General features: G+C 61.5%; 16 protein-coding genes. 11 read left to right on the top strand and 5 right to left on the bottom strand.

The window, feature by feature from the left end; translation table 11 throughout:
* Positions 1-94: 94 nt before the first annotated feature.
* The 4 genes from QQ992_RS20640 to phhA form a co-directional block, all read right to left on the bottom strand.
* Complete coding sequence (locus QQ992_RS20640; RefSeq protein WP_286110867.1) at positions 95-4,372, bottom strand: deaminase domain-containing protein; 4,278 nt, start codon at positions 4,370-4,372, stop codon at positions 95-97.
* 162 nt (positions 4,373-4,534) lie between these two features.
* Positions 4,535-4,858: a hypothetical protein gene (locus QQ992_RS20635; RefSeq protein WP_286110866.1), complete on the bottom strand. Its 324-nt coding sequence runs from the start codon at positions 4,856-4,858 to the stop codon at positions 4,535-4,537.
* On the bottom strand, positions 4,855-5,211 hold the full coding sequence (locus tag QQ992_RS20630) for a 4a-hydroxytetrahydrobiopterin dehydratase (RefSeq protein ID WP_003254532.1): 357 nt from the start codon (positions 5,209-5,211) through the stop codon (positions 4,855-4,857). The genes QQ992_RS20635 and QQ992_RS20630 overlap by 4 nt, the downstream gene beginning before the upstream one ends.
* 38 nt (positions 5,212-5,249) lie before the next feature.
* A complete protein-coding gene (phhA, locus tag QQ992_RS20625; RefSeq protein ID WP_025753872.1) occupies positions 5,250-6,038 on the bottom strand; it encodes a phenylalanine 4-monooxygenase in 789 nt (262 codons plus the stop codon).
* 255 nt (positions 6,039-6,293) lie between these two features.
* Between phhA and QQ992_RS20620 the strand changes: the two genes are divergently transcribed.
* Positions 6,294-7,853, top strand: coding sequence for a sigma-54-dependent transcriptional regulator (locus tag QQ992_RS20620; RefSeq protein WP_060500677.1), 1,560 nt, complete (start codon positions 6,294-6,296; stop codon positions 7,851-7,853).
* A 53-nt stretch (positions 7,854-7,906) separates the two neighbouring features.
* On the opposite strand, the gene QQ992_RS20615 is transcribed toward QQ992_RS20620, so the two are convergent.
* On the bottom strand, positions 7,907-8,161 hold the full coding sequence (locus QQ992_RS20615) for a DUF2790 domain-containing protein (RefSeq protein ID WP_003260110.1): 255 nt from the start codon (positions 8,159-8,161) through the stop codon (positions 7,907-7,909).
* Between the two features lie 398 nt (positions 8,162-8,559).
* Between QQ992_RS20615 and acs the strand changes: the two genes are divergently transcribed.
* From acs to astD, 10 genes are all read left to right on the top strand, one after another.
* Positions 8,560-10,521: an acetate--CoA ligase gene (gene acs / locus QQ992_RS20610; protein WP_016711854.1), complete on the top strand. Its 1,962-nt coding sequence runs from the start codon at positions 8,560-8,562 to the stop codon at positions 10,519-10,521.
* Positions 10,522-11,012: 491 nt separating this feature from the next.
* Positions 11,013-11,798 carry an ABC transporter substrate-binding protein gene (locus QQ992_RS20605; RefSeq protein ID WP_060500683.1) on the top strand — a complete coding sequence of 262 codons (786 nt, stop codon included), beginning with the start codon at positions 11,013-11,015 and terminating at the stop codon, positions 11,796-11,798.
* Positions 11,799-11,886: 88 nt separating this feature from the next.
* Entirely contained in the window at positions 11,887-12,576 is a 690-nt protein-coding gene (locus tag QQ992_RS20600) for an ABC transporter permease (RefSeq protein ID WP_003254523.1), read from the top strand.
* The gene (locus QQ992_RS20595) at positions 12,573-13,271 is read left to right on the top strand and encodes an ABC transporter permease (protein WP_016711852.1); all 699 of its coding nucleotides are present in this window, start codon (positions 12,573-12,575) and stop codon (positions 13,269-13,271) included. The genes QQ992_RS20600 and QQ992_RS20595 overlap by 4 nt, the downstream gene beginning before the upstream one ends.
* A gap of 22 nt (positions 13,272-13,293) precedes the next feature.
* Complete coding sequence (locus tag QQ992_RS20590; RefSeq protein WP_016711851.1) at positions 13,294-14,058, top strand: ABC transporter ATP-binding protein; 765 nt, start codon at positions 13,294-13,296, stop codon at positions 14,056-14,058.
* A gap of 98 nt (positions 14,059-14,156) precedes the next feature.
* The gene (argR, locus tag QQ992_RS20585) at positions 14,157-15,137 is read left to right on the top strand and encodes a transcriptional regulator ArgR (RefSeq protein ID WP_286110865.1); all 981 of its coding nucleotides are present in this window, start codon (positions 14,157-14,159) and stop codon (positions 15,135-15,137) included.
* 521 nt (positions 15,138-15,658) lie between these two features.
* Positions 15,659-16,879, top strand: coding sequence for an aspartate aminotransferase family protein (locus QQ992_RS20580; RefSeq protein ID WP_019099128.1), 1,221 nt, complete (start codon positions 15,659-15,661; stop codon positions 16,877-16,879).
* A 135-nt stretch (positions 16,880-17,014) separates the two neighbouring features.
* The gene (gene aruF / locus QQ992_RS20575; RefSeq protein WP_105946054.1) at positions 17,015-18,034 is read left to right on the top strand and encodes an arginine/ornithine succinyltransferase subunit alpha; all 1,020 of its coding nucleotides are present in this window, start codon (positions 17,015-17,017) and stop codon (positions 18,032-18,034) included.
* Between the two features lie 78 nt (positions 18,035-18,112).
* Entirely contained in the window at positions 18,113-19,141 is a 1,029-nt protein-coding gene (astA, locus tag QQ992_RS20570; protein WP_105946055.1) for an arginine N-succinyltransferase, read from the top strand.
* A complete protein-coding gene (gene astD, locus QQ992_RS20565) occupies positions 19,142-20,605 on the top strand; it encodes a succinylglutamate-semialdehyde dehydrogenase (RefSeq protein ID WP_286110864.1) in 1,464 nt (487 codons plus the stop codon).
* Position 20,606: the final 1 nt, after the last annotated feature.

Here is a 20,606-nt window from a genome sequence, read left to right as displayed (position 1 = left end):
GGCTGATCATAGCCTTGTACAGGGTTCTGTGGATGAAGGTTTGCACGCGGGGTGACTGCGGCAGGTTTGGCCGCTGTCACCCAGCCGGAGGCAATCAGCCGTTGTTGTATGGCAGCAACCAGCTCACGCTGAAGTCGGCATCTGGATAATCGAGGCGCAAGCGAGGCAGTACGTAGCCACCACAGGAGCGGCACGTGTCCATCAGGGTGAAAACCTTGATGCTGGCCACATCGCTGCTCTGGGTGAGCAAGTCCTGGTTGATCGTAGAGGCGATCAGGCGCTCGGAGTCCAGGTGGCGTCGATGGTTCTTGATCATCAGCTTGTCTGCGCGACGCAGGACGGGCAGATGGGTAAAGCGTGGGTCCGGGAGTAAGCCATGCATGCGTGCGCGTGCATCGATGTAGTCAATAGGAGGCTGCGTGGCGCCTGGAGGGGGCTCGATCATGATCTTCTGCCTGGCCTTGCCGCCGGACAGCGAGAAGTACACACGGCGCTTGCCGTTCTTGAATGTGACCGTTGCGAATGCGAAGTTGGCACCAGACAGGTGTTGCCTCAATTGATTCTTGCCGGCTTCAGAGAGCATATCTGCGACTGTCATAGGCGTATAGGATGCGCGCACGCCTGAGGCCGGTAACAGCCGATTGAGCACACCGTTAATGTGCAACGTATCAACGGCGTTGAGCATGCCCAGGTAATGGAAGTCGGGAATGATGTGTTTGTTCAACCCGATCACGTCGTCCAGCGTGAAACCGGCCAGGTGATCCTGCGCACGTGGGGACGTCAGGATGTTCCGTGCAAACTCGGGATAGTGCGCCTCTTCCAGCGAGTCTAATGCCTGGCTGAATGCCTCAGGGGTCGGAGTTGGGCTTGTGCGTCGCCGGTAGGTTATCCAGTCCCGCAGGAGGCCGGCGATGTTGTCGATGTCCTGCTGCAGGTTCGCCCTGGAGGCCACGATGCGGTAGGTTTCGCTGACATCGAGGTATTGGGCGATGGCAGTCAGGTCGGTGACCCGGGTGAAGGTCAGGCGTGAATGTTCTGGCGGGACTGGGTAACGGGTTGGGGTCAGCGTGCCTTGCTGCAATGCTGTTGTCTGGCTGCTTAGCCAAGCGTCGAAGTCAAAGGGTGTGCCATAGAAGATACCGGTATCAGCTTCGACCATCAGCCAATCGCCATCAAGGTATTCGACACGTGCGCCGCGCAGCGTACGCCGGTCAGCAAGGCCCCGGGTCAGCCTGCCCAGCCGCACGGTTGGGCAGTAACCGGTGAAGAGGGCGACCTCACCGTGCGACATGTCGGCAGGCAGCCCGAACCAGGGTTCGGAAACCGGGTAGCCGAGCACGCCCTCGTTATAAAAGCTGGGAGGGTTGAGCAGCCCCATCGCATGGGCCTCCTCGTCGCTAAGCGGTTTGAGGATCATGCGCCCGGTAGGGCGAAGATGACCTTTTTGCGAAACAACCTCCGCCGTGTATTGCACCAGCTGATTATCCCGCACCATTACCTGTGCCACGCTGTCGCTGTTCGCGCCAGGTGCCCGGTAGATGATCGGCTGGGGCTCGATGCGCACGCTCTCGAATGCCCGGCTCACGTGCTGGCCGTATGCCGGGGTGCCTGCCTGATTGGCGATGGGCGCCAAGTGCAGAGCGATGCCCTGTGGTGGAGCATCGGGGTAAGGGCTTGGCTGCAGGGCCGGGTCTTGCGACCAGCGCAGAGGTGCCTGTCGCATGCGCTGGGCGGTGCCGGCGGGTTGCCCGATCCTATGTCGGTAGGCAACACCATTGACGATCACATCGACAACGTTCGGGTCGCGCCCGATGAATACGGGGAAGACGAACGGGTTGGAAGCCCGGTCCCACGCTCGGGTGATATCGTCACCTTCGCCCAGCAGAAGGCTGATCACATCGGGTTTCTGGCCGGGCAGCAATTTATGCAGTGGAACCGCTTCGGAAAGTTTCGTAGCGGCGTCCGCACCCGGGGTGCCCGCCCAGTGCTTGGGGGCTGCCCCATGTTGATTCAGCGTGTTGGCTAACGGCTTGCCCTTCCAGTGCCTGGCAGCTTTTAGCATCCCGAGGCGCATGAGAATTGCGTGCCTGCCTGCTGAGCCATAAAGCCTGGCTAGCGGCTTGATGACTCGCCCCCCCAAAGTAAATGCACTGCCCAGCGTACCGAGTGCGTCCAGCCCGCAGGACAGGGCTTCACCAGCGTTGCGGACATCGAAGCAGCCCAGCCCGGGCACGAGGTTGGAGAGCAGCTTGAACAGGTAGCGTCCCGTGCTGTCTTTGCGCCGCTCGGCAAGGAAATGTTCATGGGGCGTTGTGCCTTTGCCGCTGTTGTACAGCGCATCGCGGTTGGCGAGGGCTACGGTCTGGGCGTAACAGCGCACCAAGGCGTGCAAGCGGTCATTTGCCGGCGCATCGATCAGCCGTGCGGTTTTCGGCCAAGGGCTGGCCAGCCAAGGAATATCGATGTCGTTGTAGTCGCGGTACCGGAAGCCGAAGTTTTCGGCCCACGCTTCCCGTGATGTTGTGGCAAGGGTGTGGCGGCGCCACTTCAGGTGTTCGGGGAACAGCTCGTAGAGGAAGTCGCAGGTGTCGCCGGGGAGGTAGACGAGGATGCCCTGCGTACCCGTTTCTGCATGCCAGTCTGCTTCAGGTGAGTCGCCGTAGCTGGGCACGGCGCCTTTGACAGGGCCGATGTACACGGGCCACGTCACGCAGTGACAGCTCCAGGTGCTGTCTTGCAGGCGCTCCCGATCCGTTTGCGGAAGATGCCGCAGCAAACGGTACATGATCTCTTCGTAAGTGGCTTGAGCCCGTTGGTACCAAGCCTGGAACTCGCGGTCGTAGAGTGCCGTGGCATCGGGTAACGTGCTGTGCTTGTAGCCGGCACCATGATCCAGATAAGCGTTGAGGTGCAGTTGGTTGTCCACGTTGTAGCCGTCGGGGGCAAAACCCGCTTGCTGCAGCGCCTCTTTGGCCAGCGCGAAACGGTCAGGCAGGTCACGCAGGCTTTCCTGGTCCCAGGCGTTGAGGTAGTGGTCATACGCCAACTGGCATTGCGATTCAGGCCAGGGGCGAGTTTCTTCGAGAAACCCGTGTAATTGCGCCCACTCGACGACAGTCGTGGCCAGGGCTGTTTCGAATGCCAGGTTGTCCTTTTCGGGCCACTGGGTGGCTTGCTCTGCGGCAAAGAACGTTACGGGGTGGTTTTTTTCCAGCAGCAGGTAGGCACCCTGGCGCAGGTTGGCCCACCGTAGATCGTGGTCATGCAAATAGTCGTCGGGATCATCGTCGATGAGCAGTTCCGGGGCAAAGCGGCGTATCAGCAGTTCGGCGGCAAGCTCTGCCATGGCGGGTGCACCGCCGAGATGAGCGTGCAGGCTATTGATCAGGTCGAGGCGAATCTCGCGCAGGTATACGTACTTGTTGTGTTCGTTGAACAGTTCGAAGCCCAGTATGTGGCCTGGGCGGCGTTGGTGCGCAGGGTAGAGCGCATCAATCAGCGTTTGCTCCGCCAGGGCGCGGTACAAGGGGGCATTTGCGGGGGAGGTATCCCATTGCACCGCAGTTGCCAGGCGCCTTGCCAGGCGGTCGAAGGCCAAGGAGCCGAGCAGAGCATCGAGCACTTGTCCTGCCGGGGCGTTCAGGGCCGAGCCGGCAAGGCTGATGCGCCCATGCGGGTTTGGCAGCTTGCCTGCCTTGCGCTCACGTGCTGTGGGTGGCCGATATCGCGAGCCTTGGTAATAAAACGGCGCCTGTATTTCATTGAGCAGCTTTTCGAACAGGCTCTGATTGGGCGCCCGCTTGAATACATGCTCGGCCAGGGCAGGGAGGTCGAGGTAGTCATCAACGGCGAGCGGCGGTTGCCATGGGCGTAGCGGCGGCGAACCGGCCCGTTTGCCACGTAGCAACAATGCCGCTACGACATAGGCGTTTGCGTGCTTGAGTGGCTTTTGGTGCCAGAGTGTCTGGGCAAGGCTGCAAACTGCATAAGGCGCATCGAGGTGCGATTCGGGCCTCGATTCAGGGTGGATGGTAGCGCCCGTCTCTACGATCAGCTGTGCCGCCAAGGTCTCATAGAGCAGTGCACAATCGCTCGCGGTCGCCGGCATGGAGGCGTCGCGGCCGAGGAAATGATTGAGGTATTGCCGTGCGCTGTCGCTGCTCAACGCTGTAGCGAGGGTGTTTTCAAGCGCTTCATCCGAGAGTGCTTTTGCAAACAGCGGATCCAGGCCGAATGCCTGATCGAAATGATCGTTCAGCGAAGTGGCCAGGTCTTGCACCCCGGAAATCTCACTGGCGGTGAGGGCTTCGTCAGGCGTGAGTGCGAGGATTTTTTCTTTATCGGCAGCGCTGAGGTAGGACTGACTCGACATGGGGCCTCCAGTGTGTGGGAAGCTTCCAGTCTGTCGCGTGCGTGTTGGGCAGGGTGGTAACGGGTTACCCCGTGGGATGAGGGGCACTTGGACAGTGTGAAAACGTGATGACGGGGGTAGCCCGCAGGTCAGCCGTTTTCACACTGTTGGAGGTTGCGCGATTTATTCCTGGTCAGCGCTGGATTGATCGTCACCATCCTGCTCGACGGCAGCTGCCGGTTCGGCGTGAACGGTCACGGATGGCTCTTCTGGGTTCAGGCTTGGGAAGGGAAGATTCGGGATTTCGTGCATCTCGTCGTTCCTCGCAAGTGTGAGTGAAAAGTCTGCGCCAGGCGCGGTTGAAGCTTCGCAAGGCTGGGGCAGGATACACAAGTCTGGATGACAGTTTGGTTTTTTTACCGCTCGTTTGTCGGTTTTGCGGGCGAACAGCGCACAGGCTTCATAAAAAAAACGGGGCCGATTGCGGCCCCGTTTTTCAGCGATCACTTCCGGCCTTCGGCCGTTTCCGCCACCTTGTCGGTGCGGGCGCACATGATGAAGTCATTGCGGTGCAGGCCCTTGATCGAGTGGCTCCACCAGGTCACGGTCACCTTGCCCCACTCGGTCAGCAGCCCAGGGTGGTGGCCTTCGGCCTCGGCGATTTCGCCTACGGCGTTGGTGAACGCCAGGGCGTGCTTGAAGTTCTTGAACAGGAAGACGCGCTCCAGCTCCATGTGGCCGTCACGTACTTCGATGTTCCAGTCCGGGATTTCGCGAATCAGCTCGGCCAGCTCTTCGTCGGTGACTTTTGGTGCGTCAGCGCGGCAGGCTTCGCAATGGGCTTGGTTCAAGGCATTCATGGGTGTTTTCCGGTTCGAGTTGTTATCGGCAAGGTCGCTCAGGCGGCGACCTTGGGTGGAAACTTCGGTGCGTGCAGGCCCAGCTGCATGGCCTTGTGGACCATGCCCATGATGTCTTCGTGGGCCAGGTCGAACAGGCACTTCATGTTGGGGAGCACGAAATACAGCGGTTGCAGGATGTCGATACGGTACGGGGTACGCATGGCTTCGATCGGGTCGAAGGCCTGGTGTTCAGGCTCGCCAGACAGACTGTAGACGGTCTCTTTCGGTGACGAGAGGATGCCGCCGCCATAGATTTTGCGGCCCTGGGCGGTTTCCATCAGGCCAAACTCGATGGTCATCCAGTACAGGCGCGCCAGGTACACACGTTGTTCCTTGGTCGCCGCCAGGCCGAGCTTGCCGTAGGTGTGGGTGAATTCGGCGAACCAGGGGTTGGTCAGCAGCGGGCAGTGGCCGAAAATCTCGTGGAAGATATCGGGCTCTTGCAGGTAGTCCAGCTCTTCCGGGGTGCGGATGAACGTGGCGACCGGGAAGCGTTTGCTGGCCAGCAATTCGAAGAAGGTCTGGAAGGGAATCAGCGCCGGAACCCGGGCAACCTGCCAGCCGGTAGTGGCGCCCAGCACCTTGTTGATCTCGCCCAGTTGCGGGATACGGTCATGGGGCAGCTTGAGCTGGTCGATGCCGTCGAGGTATTCCTGGCACGCGCGGCCTTCGATCACTTTCAGCTGACGGGTGATCAGGGTGTTCCATACCGCATGCTCTTGCTGCGGGTAATCGATAAAACCATGCGCATCGGGCTCGCGTGCCACGTAGTGCGTCTGTTTCATGAGGCTCTCCTGGTGAGGGCTTTTCTTGTTATGTGCAGGACATGTCTAAGGAATATCCCTTCACTGGCCGTTTTGCACGGGTGCAAGCCGCTGCCGCGCCAGCGGGTGAAGCGGATTTCGTAACGATAATTTTACAAAAGAGCCTAGGTGTCGGAAAATTCGGGGCATACGGCTGATGATTGCGCTGTTTTTGTCAGCTTATCTTTACGACTTTTCCGCGCGATGTTGAAAAACATTGGCGCTTCGAGAGCCCTCATGCGTATCAAAGTGCATTGCCAGAACCGCATTGGCATCCTGCGCGACATCCTCAACCTGCTGGTGGAGTACGGCATCAACGTGCTGCGCGGCGAGGTGGGCGGTGACCATGGCAACGCCATCTACCTGCACTGCCCGAACCTGATCAACCTGCAGTTCCAGGCCTTGCGGCCGAAGTTCGAGGCGATTGCCGGGGTATTTGGCGTCAAGCGCGTGGGCCTGATGCCCAGCGAACGCCGGCACATGGAGCTGAATGCCTTGCTCGGGGCGCTGGACTTCCCGGTGCTGTCGATCGACATGGGCGGCAGCATCGTCGCCGCCAACCGCACGGCAGCGCAGTTGCTGGGGGTGCGTGTGGATGAGGTGCCGGGCATGCCGCTGGCGCGCTATGTGGAAGACTTCGATCTGCCGGAGTTGGTGCGGGCCAACAAGTCGCGCATCAATGGCCTGCGTATCAAGGTCAAAGGTGATGTGTTCCTGGCGGATATCGCACCGCTGCAGTCCGAACACGACGACAGCGAGGCGTTGGCTGGCGCCGTGCTCACCTTGCACCGCGCCGACCGCATTGGCGAACGCATCTACAACGTGCGCAAGCAGGAATTGCGAGGCTTCGACAGCATCTTCCAAAGCTCGCGGGTGATGGCCGCCGTGGTGCGCGAGGCCCGCCGCATGGCGCCGCTGGATGCGCCGCTGCTGATCGAGGGTGAGACCGGCACCGGCAAGGAGCTGCTGGCACGCGCCTGCCACCTGGCCAGCCCCCGTGGGCAGTCGCCGCTGATGGCGCTCAATTGCGCCGGCTTGCCCGAGTCGATGGCCGAAACCGAGCTGTTCGGTTACGGCCCCGGGGCATTCGAAGGTGCGCGGGCAGAGGGCAAGCTGGGGCTGCTGGAGCTGACCGCAGGCGGCACGCTGTTCCTTGACGGGGTAGGGGAGATGAGCCCGCGCCTGCAAGTGAAGTTGCTGCGCTTTTTGCAGGACGGCTGTTTCCGCCGGGTAGGCAGCGATGAAGAGGTCTACCTGGATGTGCGGGTGATCTGCGCGACCCAGGTGGATTTGTCCGAGCTGTGCGCGCGCGGCGAGTTTCGTCAGGACCTTTATCACCGCCTGAACGTGTTGTCGCTGCACATTCCGCCGTTGCGCGAATGCATGGATGGCCTGGAAGGGCTGGTGCAGCACTTTCTCGACCAGGCCAGCCGACAAATCGGCTGTGCCATGCCGCGGCTGGCGCCGGCAGCGATGGACAAACTTGGGCAATACCATTGGCCGGGCAATGTAAGGCAGTTGGAAAACGTATTGTTCCAGGCGGTTTCTTTATGTGAAGGCGGCGTGGTTAAAAGCGAGCATATACGTTTGCCGGATTATGGCGCGCGGCAACCGTTGGGTGAGTTTTCGCTGGAGGGCGATCTTTCGCAGATTGTCGGGCGCTTTGAAAAAGCGGTGCTGGAAAGTTTGATGGGGGAGTTTTCGAGTAGCCGGGCTTTAGGAAAAAGGCTGGGCGTTTCGCATACAACAATCGCGAACAAGTTAAGAGACTATTCGCTTGGCAAGTCTGCCGATTAGTTGGGTTTTGCAAAAGGTGAAAGGGGCCCGCAGGGCCCCTGATTCACAAGGTATCAGCCGTTAGAGCAGCCGTTCCCCATCACGCGGTATTCGAGAATGTGCTTCTGGCCCTTGGAGTCCTCGTAGGTCATGCGGGCTGGCACGACTTCGCACACATTGGGCACTTCGCTCATGGAGATGACGCGGGCAATGTCCAGGTGCTGCGAGTAACTGTACTGTTCAACCGGAATCTGCTCGGCATCTTTGGCTTCGCCGGCCATTGCCGCGCCGCAAAGACTGCCAAGTACCAATACCAGTAAAGCTTTCATTTTCTATTTACCTGTCTAAGGTCGTGAGGGGGCACGCGGCGCTTATGGCGCCGCGAGTACTGCTAGTTTTAACTATCGGGATTAGAGGGAGATTAACGTTTGCCTTCGTGGGGGCTGTTACCAGTTGTTAATCGCCTTGCCGTTGCTGGCGAGGTGAATTTTAGGGTTGTGGCCAAGGCCGAAACAGTGGGTCTTTTGATAAAGTGTTTTGACAGAATCTGTAACAATCCTCTGGTAAAGCCCCCCGTTTTTTCGTGGTCAGGGCTGTAAGCCGCATGCCAGAGCACTTTGGCGGAACGGGCGTACCAAATTACTACCAACGTCGAATGGCTTTTGTCGCTCTGGTACAGTTACAAACGGTTCCATACAAAAACAACTATTACACCGAGGTAACACAGATGAGTGCGGCTCCACTGTATCCCGTTCGTCCCGAGGTTGCGGCCACTACCCTGACCGACGAGGCCACCTACAAGGCCATGTACCAGCAATCGGTGATCAACCCGGACGGCTTCTGGCGCGAGCAGGCCCAGCGAATCGACTGGATCAAGCCGTTCACCAAGGTCAAGCAGACCTCCTTCGACGACCATCACGTCGATATCAAATGGTTCGCCGACGGCACTCTGAACGTTTCCTCCAACTGCCTGGACCGCCACCTTGAAGAGCGCGGCGACCAGCTGGCCATCATCTGGGAAGGCGACGACCCTTCCGAACACCGCAACATCACCTACCGCGAGCTGCACGAGCAGGTGTGCAAGTTCGCCAACGCCCTGCGTGGCCAGGACGTGCACCGGGGTGATGTGGTCACCATCTACATGCCGATGATCCCCGAAGCCGTGGTCGCCATGCTGGCCTGTGCCCGCATCGGTGCGATCCACTCGGTGGTGTTCGGTGGTTTCTCGCCCGAGGCGCTGGCGGGCCGCATCATCGACTGCAAGTCCAAGGTGGTGATCACTGCCGACGAGGGCCTGCGTGGCGGCCGCCGCACCCCGCTCAAGGCCAACGTCGACCTGGCGCTGACCAACCCTGAAACCAACAGCGTGCAGAAGATCATCGTGTGCAAGCGCACCGGTGGCGACATTGCCTGGCACCAGCACCGCGACATCTGGTACGAAGACCTGATGAAAGTGGCCTCCAGCCACTGCGCGCCGAAAGAAATGGGAGCCGAGGAAGCGCTGTTCATCCTCTATACCTCCGGTTCTACCGGCAAGCCGAAAGGTGTGCTGCACACCACCGGCGGTTACCTGGTGTATGCCGCCCTGACCCATGAGCGGGTATTCGACTACCGCCCGGGTGAAGTGTACTGGTGCACTGCCGACGTGGGCTGGGTCACCGGCCACAGCTACATCGTGTACGGCCCGCTGGCCAACGGCGCCACTACCCTGCTGTTCGAGGGCGTGCCGAACTACCCTGACATCACCCGCGTGTCGAAGATCGTCGACAAGCACAAGGTCAATATCCTCTACACCGCGCCCACTGCCATCCGCGCGATGATGGCCGAAGGGCAGGCAGCTGTTGAAGGTGCCGACGGCTCCAGCCTGCGCCTGCTCGGCTCGGTGGGCGAGCCGATCAACCCCGAAGCCTGGAACTGGTACTACAAGACCGTGGGCAAGGAGCGTTGCCCGATCGTCGATACCTGGTGGCAGACCGAGACCGGTGGCATCCTGATCAGCCCGCTGCCGGGCGCTACCGGCCTGAAGCCGGGTTCGGCTACCCGTCCGTTCTTCGGTGTGGTGCCAGCGCTGGTGGACAACCTGGGCAACCTGATCGACGGTGCTGCCGAGGGCAACCTGGTAATCCTCGACTCCTGGCCGGGCCAGTCGCGTTCGCTGTTCGGTGACCACGATCGCTTCGTCGACACCTACTTCAAGACCTTCCGTGGCATGTACTTCACCGGTGACGGTGCGCGCCGTGACGAGGATGGCTATTACTGGATCACGGGCCGTGTGGATGACGTGCTCAACGTATCCGGGCACCGCATGGGTACCGCCGAGATCGAAAGTGCCATGGTGGCCCACGCGAAGGTGGCCGAGGCTGCAGTGGTTGGCGTGCCGCACGACATCAAAGGGCAGGGCATCTATGTGTATGTCACTCTCAATGCCGGTATCGAGGCCAGCGAGCAACTGCGCCTGGAGCTGAAGAACTGGGTGCGCAAGGAAATCGGCCCGATCGCCTCGCCGGATGTGATCCAGTGGGCGCCGGGGCTGCCGAAAACCCGTTCGGGCAAGATCATGCGCCGTATCCTGCGCAAGATTGCCACCGGTGAGTACGATGCGTTGGGCGATATCTCGACCCTGGCCGACCCGGGCGTGGTGCAACACCTGATCGATACCCACAAGGCAATGAACCTGGCCTCGGCCTGATAGCGAAGCAGGGCCGTGTGAACAGAAAACCCCGCCCGGGCAACCGGGCGGGGTTTTTGCTTTACTGTTACCCGACATTCATCGGTAACTGTTCTGTCACCGGCGTTGCACACGTTCGGGGCGCGAGGAAACAGCGCGGACCTGTTTCGGTGCACTCCTGCAGCCATTTTGTACAACGCGGCACGCTACACTTGCCGTAGTACAAGGCTTTGCCAATAATAGGCCCAGGAATTGCTAGGTCTATTGGTTCTATTTCTTGTGCCTTCGCATATTTTGCGCTGGTCGTCAACATCGCCCGCAGCGGTTTCAGGCGCTTCTGTAAGTAGTTGTCGCTTTGAAGAAATATCGACTACCGGGCTGTCGCTAAAATGCCACTCACTCGCTCGTGGTCTGCGACCTTGGTCGAACCCTGCGCGGCTCGCGTTGTACCCATTCGCATATCGGGCAGCCGTTACCTGCCTTGTATTGCCCCGTACCGATGGAGTTACCTGATGAAGAAGCTCGCACTGCTTGGCGCTCTGGCGCTATCCGTTTTTTCCCTGGTGTCGCAGGCCGATGAAAAACCGCTGAAAATCGGCATTGAAGCCGCCTACCCACCCTTCGCCTTCAAGCAGCCCGATGGCAGCATCGCCGGTTTCGATTACGACATCGGCAACGCCCTGTGCGAAGAGATGAAAGCCAAGTGCACCTGGGTCGAGCAGGAGTTCGACGGCCTGATCCCGGCGCTGAAAGTGCGCAAGATCGACGCCATCCTGTCGTCCATGTCGATCACCGAGGACCGCAAGAAGTCGGTCGACTTCACCAAGCGTTACTACCTCACTCCGGCGCGCCTGGTGATGAAGGAAGGCACCACGGTCAGCGAAAGCCTGGATGAGCTGAAAGGCAAGAAGATCGGCGTGCAGCGTGGCTCGATCCATGACCGCTTCGCCAAGGAAGTGCTGGGCGCCAAAGGTGCCACCGTGGTGCCTTACGGCACTCAGAACGAAATCTACCTGGATGTGGCCGCCGGCCGCCTGGACGGCACCGTGGCCGACGCCACCCTGCTGGAAGACGGCTTCCTCAAGACCGACGCTGGCAAGGGCTTCGCCTTCGTAGGCCCGTCCTTCACCGACGCCAAGTACTTCGGTGACGGTATCGGTATTGCTGTGCGCAAAGGTGACAAGGCCAACGTCGACCGCATCAACGCGGCCATCGACGCCATCCGTGCCAACGGCAAGTACAAAGAAATCGAGAAGAAGTACTTCAACTTCGACATCTACGGTCCAGACTCGAACTAAGACGTCGGGTTTCACCTGTGCAATGGTGCAAACAGCAGAGGCTCTGAGGTTTGCACCATTTTTCATTCTTTAGGTCGAGGACCTCATCATGTTGAAAGGCTACGGGGCAGTCATCCTCGACGGGGCGTGGCTGACGCTTCAGCTCGCCCTGTCGTCGATGGCCCTGGCCATCGTGCTCGGCCTGATCGGTGTGGCGCTGCGCTTGTCGCCGGTGCGCTGGCTGGCCTGGCTGGGCGACCTGTATTCCACGGTGATCCGTGGTATTCCGGACCTGGTCCTGATCCTGCTGATCTTCTACGGCGGGCAAGACATCATCAACCGGGTGGCACCGCTGCTCGGCTACGAAGACTACATCGACCTGAATCCGTTGATTGCCGGTATCGGCACGCTGGGCTTCATTTTTGGCGCCTACCTCTCGGAAACCTTCCGCGGTGCTTTCCTGGGCATTCCCAAGGGCCAGGCCGAGGCGGGCGTGGCGTATGGCATGAGCCCGCGCCAGGTGTTCTTCCGCATCCAGGTGCCGCAAATGATTCGCCTGGCGATCCCGGGCTTCACCAACAACTGGCTGGTACTCACCAAGGCCACCGCACTGATCTCGGTCGTCGGCCTGCAGGACATGATGTTCAAGGCCAAGCAGGCGGCCGATGCCACCCGCGAGCCTTTCACCTTCTTCCTGGCGGTGGCGGCACTGTACCTGGTGCTGACCAGCGTCTCGCTGCTGGCCCTGAAGTATCTGGAGCGCCGCTACTCGGTGGGCGTCAAGGTGGCTGAACTATGATCTTCGACTACAACGTCGTCTGGGAGGCATTGCCGATGTACTTCGGCGGCCTGCTGACCACCCTCAAGCTGTTGGCGATTTCGCTGTTCTTCGGTCTGCTGGCGGCCATTCCGCTGGGCCTGATGCGCGTGTCGAAACAGCCGGCGATCAACCTGACTGCGTGGCTGTACACCTACGTGATCCGCGGCACACCCATGCTGGTGCAGCTGTTCCTGATCTACTACGGCCTGGCGCAGTTCGAAGCGGTGCGCGAAAGCTTCCTCTGGCCGCTGCTGTCCAGCGCCACCTTCTGCGCGTGCCTGGCGTTCGGCATCAACACCAGCGCCTACACCGCCGAAATCATTGCCGGCAGCCTCAAGGCCACGCCCCATGGCGAGATCGAGGCGGCCAAGGCCATGGGCATGTCGCGCATGAAAATGTACCGGCGCATCCTGCTGCCCTCGGCCCTGCGCCGGGCGCTGCCGCAGTACAGCAACGAAGTGATCATGATGCTGCAAACCACCAGCCTGGCGTCGATCGTCACCCTGATCGACATCACCGGTGCCGCACGCACGGTCAACGCCCAGTACTACCTGCCTTTCGAGGCCTACATCACGGCGGGCGTGTTCTACCTGTGCCTGACCTTCATCCTGGTGCGCCTGTTCAAGATGGCCGAACGCCGCTGGCTCGGCTACCTGGCGCCGCGCAAGCACTGACCGCTCTGTGAGAATCGACAGCATGTACAAACTCGAAGTCCAAGACCTGCACAAGCGCTACGGCAGCCACGAAGTGCTCAAGGGCGTGTCGCTGGCGGCCAAGGCCGGCGACGTCATCAGCATCATCGGCTCCAGTGGTTCGGGCAAGTCGACCTTCCTGCGCTGCATCAACCTGCTGGAGCAGCCGCACGCGGGCAAGATCCTGCTCAACAACGAAGAGCTCAAGCTGGTGGCCGGCAAGGACGGCGCGCTGAAGGCTGCCGACCCGCGCCAGTTGCAGCGCATGCGCTCGCGTCTGTCGATGGTGTTCCAGCACTTCAACCTGTGGTCGCACATGACCGCACTGGAAAACATCATCGAAGCGCCGGTGCATGTGTTGGGTGTGAACAAGAAAGAAGCGCTGGAAAAGGCTGAGCATTACCTGGCCAAGGTCGGTGTTGCCCACCGCAAGGACGCCTTCCCCGGGCATATGTCGGGGGGCGAGCAACAACGTGTGGCAATTGCCCGCGCGCTGGCCATGGAGCCGGAGGTTATGCTGTTCGACGAACCGACCTCGGCACTGGACCCTGAGCTGGTGGGCGATGTGCTCAAGGTGATGCAGGCGCTGGCCCAGGAAGGCCGCACCATGGTGGTGGTGACTCACGAAATGGGCTTTGCCCGTGAGGTGTCCAACCAGTTGGTGTTCCTGCACAAAGGCCTGGTGGAGGAAACCGGCTGCCCGCGTGAAGTGCTGGCCAACCCGCAGTCGGAGCGCCTGAAGCAGTTCCTCTCCGGCAGCCTGAAGTAAAAGCTGCATTTTTGCACCAGAATAGGGCATGCTGCGCGGCGAGCGCAGCCTGACCCGGCGCACAGACTCGAACGACCTCAGGTTTCGGACCGTACCCTATGACCACCCAGCGAATCGGTTTTCTCATCTGGCCCGGCACCAGGCCCTTGACCCTGGCGCTGGCCGAGGAAGTGTTGCTGGTGGCGCAGCGGGTACACCCGGATGTGGTCTACGAAATGGCCTTCCTGCAGGCGGAGCCTGCGCAAGAGGGTGGCTGGCGCCTGCCGGGCGAACCGTGGACTGGCCGCTTGGAGGGGTGCCACAAGCTGTTTCTGGTTGCTGACGAGCCGCCTGCGGCAGTAGGGGCAGCGTTGTCGGCTGCTCTCAAGCAGCAGGCGCGCAGCGGTTGCATGATCGGTGGCCTGTCTGCCGGGGTTTATCCTCTGGCGATGCTGGGCTTGCTCGACGGCTATCGCGCTGCCGTGCACTGGCGCTGGCAGGATGATTTTGCCGAGCGCTTCCCCAAGGTCATCGCCACCAGTCACCTGTTCGACTGGGACCGCGACCGGCTGACGGCCTGTGGCGGCATGGCTGTAACCGACCTGCTGCTGGCCGTGCTGGCCCGCGATCATGGGGCGGAGCTGGCGGGGGCTGTTTCGGAAGAGTTGGTGGTAGAGCGCATCCGCGAGGGGGGTGAGCGCCAGCGCATCCCGCTGCAGAACCGCCTGGGCTCCAGCCACCCCAAGCTGACCCAGGCGGTGCTGTTGATGGAAGCCAACATCGAAGAGCCGCTGACCACCGACGAGATTGCCCAGCATGTGTGCGTGTCGCGCCGGCAGCTGGAGCGCATCTTCAAGCAGTACCTGAACCGCGTGCCGAGCCAGTATTATCTGGAGCTGCGGCTGAACAAGGCGCGGCAGATGCTGATGCAGACCAGCAAGTCGATCATCCAGATCGGGCTGTCCTGTGGTTTCTCCTCGGGGCCGCATTTTTCCAGTGCTTACCGCAACTTCTTTGGCGCGACGCCACGGGAAGACCGTAACCAGCGGCGCAGCAGCAGCCCGTTCGAACTCAGCTCGGCACCGGCTGAAAAGGGCTGATATTTGGGTGGGTTCGGGGCGCATGCCTTGGGTTTGATGGTGCGGCGGAAATCGAGCGCCGCCCGCGCGGCGCATCGCGAGCAAGCTCGCTCCTACATTTGTTTCGGGCCAGTTATTCCTATGCCATTGGTGTGCACACCCTTTGGTGTACTCCTCGATATCGTGGCGGATCAACAAGGCGGTCGCGCACGTTGTCATAGGCGATATTGGCCTGAAACAAATGTAGGAGCGAGCTTGCTCGCGATGCGCCGCGCGGGCGGCGCTCGATTTCACAGGCACCACATCAATATCGTCGAACATCCCCGCCATAAACCTGTGTGAACACCCGTTCACCCAGCCCCCTCTCTCCCGTACACTGCGCGATTGCGACAGTGTTTGTCGCATTGCCGAAAACCTTGTCAAAACTGGGTTTTGCGCTGTAACAAGTTGTCGCTTGGCCGCAAGGACAGGCGCGGATCAGTCCTTACAATCCCCCCATCGCTCGCCACTTCCAGGCCAGCGTTCCTCTTCAGGAGACTCAGATGTCCGTTGAGCAAGCCCCGGTGCAACGTGCCGATTTCGACCAGGTCATGGTTCCCAACTATTCTCCGGCGGCCTTCATTCCTGTGCGAGGCGAGGGTTCCCGTGTCTGGGACCAGTCGGGTCGCGAACTGATCGACTTTGCCGGTGGCATCGCGGTAAACGCCCTGGGCCATTGCCACCCGGCACTGGTCAAGGCCCTGACCGAGCAGGCCAACACCCTCTGGCACGTATCCAACGTGTTCACCAACGAGCCGGCCCTGCGCCTGGCCCATAAACTGGTGGATGCTACCTTTGCCGACCGGGCGTTCTTCTGCAACTCTGGCGCTGAATCCAACGAGGCCGCTTTCAAGCTGGCCCGTCGCGTTGCGCATGACCGCTTCGGTCCGGAAAAACACGAAATCATCGCCACCGTGAACAGCTTCCACGGTCGCACCCTGTTCACCGTCAGCGTCGGTGGCCAGCCGAAGTACTCCGATGGCTTCGGCCCGAAGATCACCGGCATCAGCCACGTGCCCTACAACGACCTGGAAGCGCTGAAGGCACAGATTTCCGACAAGACCTGCGCCGTGGTGATCGAGCCGATCCAGGGTGAGAGCGGCGTGGTGCCGGCCGACAAGGCCTACCTGGAAGGCGCGCGCAAGCTGTGCGACGAGCACAACGCCCTGCTGATCTTCGACGAAGTGCAAACCGGCGTGGGCCGTACCGGTTCGCTGTATGCCTACCAGCACTACGGCGTGACGCCAGACATCCTGACCAGCGCCAAGAGCCTGGGCGGTGGCTTCCCGATCGGCGCCATGCTGACCACCACCGAGCTGGCCAAACACCTGGCTGTCGGCACCCACGGCACCACCTATGGCGGCAACCCGCTGGGCTGCGCCGTTGCCTGTGCCGTGCTGGATGTGGTCAACACCCCGGAAACCCTTGCCGGCATCAAGGCCAAGCATGAGCGCTTCAAGACCCGTCTGGAACAGATTGGCCAGAAGTACAACCTGTTCAGCCAGGTACGTGGCGTTGGCCTGCTGCTGGGCTGCGTGCTGACCGAAGCCTGGCAAGGCAAGGCCAAGGACGTGCTCAACGCTGCCGAAAAAGAAGGCGTGATGGTGCTGCAAGCCGGCCCGGACGTGGTGCGCTTTGCGCCAAGCCTGGTGGTTGAAGACGCCGACATCGATGAAGGCCTGGACCGCTTCGAGCGCGCCGTCGCCACGCTGACCAAAGGCTGATCCGCCTGCGGCCACTTCGTCGGCCCCAGCCATGGCTGAGCCGGGCCGGCGATACCCGATTCCAGTGCAGGTGCCCGTGCGCCTGCCGTTTTTCCGTGCCGCCGTAAGCGGCCCGTATTCCAAAGGAGTGACACCATGCTGGTGATGCGCCCCGCGCAAATGGCTGATCTGAACGAAGTGCAGCGCATGGCTGCAGACAGCCCCATTGGTGTCACCTCGCTGCCGGACGACGCTGCTCGCCTGGGCGACAAGATCGCCGCTTCCGAGACTTCCTTCGCCGCCGAGGTCATCTTCAACGGTGAAGAAAGCTACTTCTTCGTGCTCGAAGACAGCGAAACCGGCAAGCTGGCCGGCTGCTCGGCCATTGTGGCTTCGGCGGGCTACTCCGAGCCGTTCTACAGCTTCCGCAACGAAACCTTCGTGCATGCCTCGCGCGAGCTGAAGATTCACAACAAGATTCATGTGCTGTCGCTGTGTCATGACCTGACCGGCAACAGCCTGCTGACCAGCTTCTATGTATTGCCAGAGCTGGTGAACAGTGGCTGGGCCGAGCTCAATTCGCGCGGTCGCCTGCTGTTCATGGCCGCGCACCCGGAGCGTTTCGCCGACTCGGTCGTGACCGAAATCGTCGGTTTCAGCGACGAGCAGGGCGAATCGCCGTTCTGGGATGCCATCGGCCGCAATTTCTTCGACCTCAACTATGCCGACGCCGAGCGCCTGTGTGGCCTTAAAAGCCGCACCTTCCTCGCCGAACTGATGCCGCACTACCCGATCTATGTGCCGCTGCTGCCTGATGAAGCGCAGGAAGCCATGGGCCAGGTGCACCCGCGCGCGCAGATCACCTTCGACATCCTCATGCGCGAAGGCTTCGAGACCGAGCACTACATCGACATCTTCGACGGCGGCCCGACCTTGCATGCGCGTACCTCGGGCATTCGCTCGATCGCTCAGAGCCGGGTAGTGCCGGTGAAAATCGAAGAAGCGCCAGCCAAGGGCGGGCGCCCGTACCTGGTCTGCAACGGCCAGCTCCAGGACTACCGCGCAGTGCTGCTGGACCTCGACTGGGTACCCGGCAAACCGGTAAGCCTGAGCGTGGCGGCAGCCGATGCGCTGGGTGTGGGCGAGGGCGCCAGCGTGCGCCTGGTGGCGGTCTGAGGTCTGGCGACAGACGTTTCGGGATTGATGCGTTAGCAGAGTTTCGCGCCGGCCGATGCCGCCGCACAAGGAGATAGCATGATCGTTCGTCCTGTACGCAGCAGCGATTTGCCTGCGTTGATCGAATTGGCACGCAGCACCGGTACCACCGGGCTGACCACGCTGCCGGCCAACGAAGAGCGCCTGGGGCATCGCGTTGGCTGGGCGGAAAAAAGCTTCCGTGGCGAGGCCGAGCGTGGCGACACCGACTACCTGTTCGTGCTGGAAAACGACGAAGGCCTGGTGGTGGGCATCAGTGCCATCGCCGGTGCCGTCGGCCTGCGCGAGCCTTGGTACAACTACCGGGTCGGCCTGACCGTCAGTGCCTCGCAGGAGCTGAAGATCTACCGCGAAATCCCCACCCTGTTTCTGGCCAACGACCTGACTGGCAACTCCGAGCTGTGCTCGCTGTTCCTGCGCAGCGATTACCGCTCCGGGCTGAATGGCCGCCTGCTGTCACGTGCGCGCATGCTGTTCATTGCCGAGTTCCCCGAGCTGTTCGGCAAGAAGATCATTGCCGAGATGCGCGGCATGTCGGACGAGCAGGGGCGTTCGCCGTTCTGGGAAAGCCTGGGCCGGCACTTCTTCAAGATGGAGTTCAGCCAGGCTGACTACCTCACTGGCGTGGGCAACAAGTCGTTCATTGCCGAGCTGATGCCCAAGTTCCCGCTGTACACCTGCTTCCTGTCCGAGGCGGCGCGCAATGTGATCGGCCGTGTGCACAAGGACACCGAGCCGGCGCTGGCCATGCTCAAGCAGGAAGGCTTCAACTACCAGGGCTACGTCGACATCTTCGATGCTGGCCCGGCCATCGAATGCGACACCGCCAAGATCCGCGCCGTGCGCGAGAGCCAGACCCTGGTGCTGGCGGTTGGTACGCCGGGCGATGACGCCACCCCTTACATCATCCATAACCGCAAGCGCGACGACTGCCGCATTACCGCGGCACCTGCGCGGCTGGCCGCCGGTACTCTGGTGGTCGACCCGTTGACCGCCAAGCGCCTGCGCATGGGCGCCGGCGACAATGTGCGTGCGGTGCCGCTGTCGGCTAGCCGGGAGGCCCAGTAAATGACCACGCATTTCATCGCAGGCAAGTGGCAGGCCGGCCAGGGTGAAGCCCTGCAGTCGCTGAACCCGGTGAGCCAGGCCGTGATCTGGCAAGGGCAGGGCGCCGATGCCGGCCAGGTGGACGCCGCCGTGCAGGCCGCGCGCCAGGCTTTCCCGGCCTGGGCGCAATTGAGCCTGGAAGCGCGCATCGATGTGCTGGAGAAGTTCGCGGCGCAGTTGAAAGCGCACGCCGAAGCCATGGCTCAGTGCATTGGCGAGGAAACCGGCAAGCCGCTGTGGGAATCGGCAACCGAAGTCACCAGCATGATCAACAAGGTGGCGATTTCGGTGCAAAGCTACCGCGAGCGCACCGGCGAAAAGAGTGGCCCGCTGGCCGATGCCACGGCGGTGTTGCGGCACAAGCCCCACGGCGTGGTGGCAGTCTTCGGCCCTTACAACTTCCCCGGTCACTTGCCTAACGGCCACATTGTGCCGGCGTTGTTGGCAGGCAATTGCGTGGTGTTCAAGCCCAGTGAGCTGACCCCCAAGGTGGCCGAGCTGACCGTCAATTGCTGGATCGCCGCTGGCTTGCCGGCGGGCGTGCTGAACCTGGTGCAGGGCGCACGCGAAACCGGTGTGGCGCTGGCTGCGAACCCGGGTATCGATGGCCTGTTCTTCACCGGCTCCAGCCGCACCGGCAACCTGCTGCACCAGCAGTTCGCCGGCCGCCCGGACAAGATCCTGGCTCTGGAAATGGGGGGTAACAACCCGCTGGTGGTGGACGAGGTCAAGGACATCGACGCGGCGGTGTACACCATTATCCAGTCGGCGTTCATTTCTGCCGGCCAGCGCTGCACCTGTGCCCGGCGCCTGCTGGTGCCGCAAGGTGCCTGGGGGGATGCGCTGATCGCGCGCCTGGTCGAGGTGTGCAAAACCATCACGGTAGGTGCGTTCGATGAGCAACCGGCGCCGTTCATGGGCTCGGTGATCTCGCTGCAAGCGGCGCAGGCGCTGATGGCCGCCCAGGCCGAGCTGGTTGCCAACGGTGGCGTGAAGCTGCTGGAGATGACCCAGCCGCAGGCCGATGCCGCGCTGCTGACCCCGGGCATCGTCGATGTCACTGGCGTGGCCGGGCGACCGGACGAAGAGTTCTTCGGCCCACTGCTGCAAGTCATCCGTTATGCCGACTTCGATGCGGCCATCGATGAAGCCAATAACACCCAGTACGGCCTGGCCGCCGGGTTGTTGTCCGACTCCCGCGCCCGCTACCAGTACTTCTGGCTGCGCAGCCGTGCCGGCATTGTCAACTGGAACAAGCAACTGACCGGTGCCGCCAGCAGCGCGCCGTTCGGCGGTGTGGGGGCCAGTGGCAACCACCGCGCCAGTGCCTATTACGCGGCTGACTATTGCGCTTACCCCGTGGCTTCGCTGGAGACCGCCAGCCTTGCCTTGCCGGCGACTTTGACGCCGGGCGTCACCCTATAAC

It is taken from the genome of Pseudomonas kurunegalensis (assembly GCF_030291635.1).
Classification (GTDB): domain Bacteria; phylum Pseudomonadota; class Gammaproteobacteria; order Pseudomonadales; family Pseudomonadaceae; genus Aquipseudomonas; species Aquipseudomonas monteilii.
Note: the sequence above shows the minus strand (reverse complement) of the source record. Positions and strands in the feature narration are given on the sequence as shown.

Excerpts from the sequence above, each read along its gene's own strand:
- QQ992_RS20640 (WP_286110867.1), bottom strand. The coding sequence starts at position 4,372 with ATGTCGAGTCAGTCCTACCTCAGCGCTGCCGATAAAGAAAAAATCCTC.
- QQ992_RS20630 (WP_003254532.1), bottom strand. The coding sequence starts at position 5,211 with ATGAATGCCTTGAACCAAGCCCATTGCGAAGCCTGCCGCGCTGACGCA.
- phhA (WP_025753872.1), bottom strand. The coding sequence starts at position 6,038 with ATGAAACAGACGCACTACGTGGCACGCGAGCCCGATGCGCATGGTTTT.
- QQ992_RS20620 (WP_060500677.1), top strand. The coding sequence starts at position 6,294 with ATGCGTATCAAAGTGCATTGCCAGAACCGCATTGGCATCCTGCGCGAC.
- QQ992_RS20615 (WP_003260110.1), bottom strand. The coding sequence starts at position 8,161 with ATGAAAGCTTTACTGGTATTGGTACTTGGCAGTCTTTGCGGCGCGGCA.
- acs (WP_016711854.1), top strand. The coding sequence starts at position 8,560 with ATGAGTGCGGCTCCACTGTATCCCGTTCGTCCCGAGGTTGCGGCCACT.
- QQ992_RS20605 (WP_060500683.1), top strand. The coding sequence starts at position 11,013 with ATGAAGAAGCTCGCACTGCTTGGCGCTCTGGCGCTATCCGTTTTTTCC.
- QQ992_RS20600 (WP_003254523.1), top strand. The coding sequence starts at position 11,887 with ATGTTGAAAGGCTACGGGGCAGTCATCCTCGACGGGGCGTGGCTGACG.
- QQ992_RS20595 (WP_016711852.1), top strand. The coding sequence starts at position 12,573 with ATGATCTTCGACTACAACGTCGTCTGGGAGGCATTGCCGATGTACTTC.
- QQ992_RS20590 (WP_016711851.1), top strand. The coding sequence starts at position 13,294 with ATGTACAAACTCGAAGTCCAAGACCTGCACAAGCGCTACGGCAGCCAC.
- argR (WP_286110865.1), top strand. The coding sequence starts at position 14,157 with ATGACCACCCAGCGAATCGGTTTTCTCATCTGGCCCGGCACCAGGCCC.
- QQ992_RS20580 (WP_019099128.1), top strand. The coding sequence starts at position 15,659 with ATGTCCGTTGAGCAAGCCCCGGTGCAACGTGCCGATTTCGACCAGGTC.
- aruF (WP_105946054.1), top strand. The coding sequence starts at position 17,015 with ATGCTGGTGATGCGCCCCGCGCAAATGGCTGATCTGAACGAAGTGCAG.
- astA (WP_105946055.1), top strand. The coding sequence starts at position 18,113 with ATGATCGTTCGTCCTGTACGCAGCAGCGATTTGCCTGCGTTGATCGAA.
- astD (WP_286110864.1), top strand. The coding sequence starts at position 19,142 with ATGACCACGCATTTCATCGCAGGCAAGTGGCAGGCCGGCCAGGGTGAA.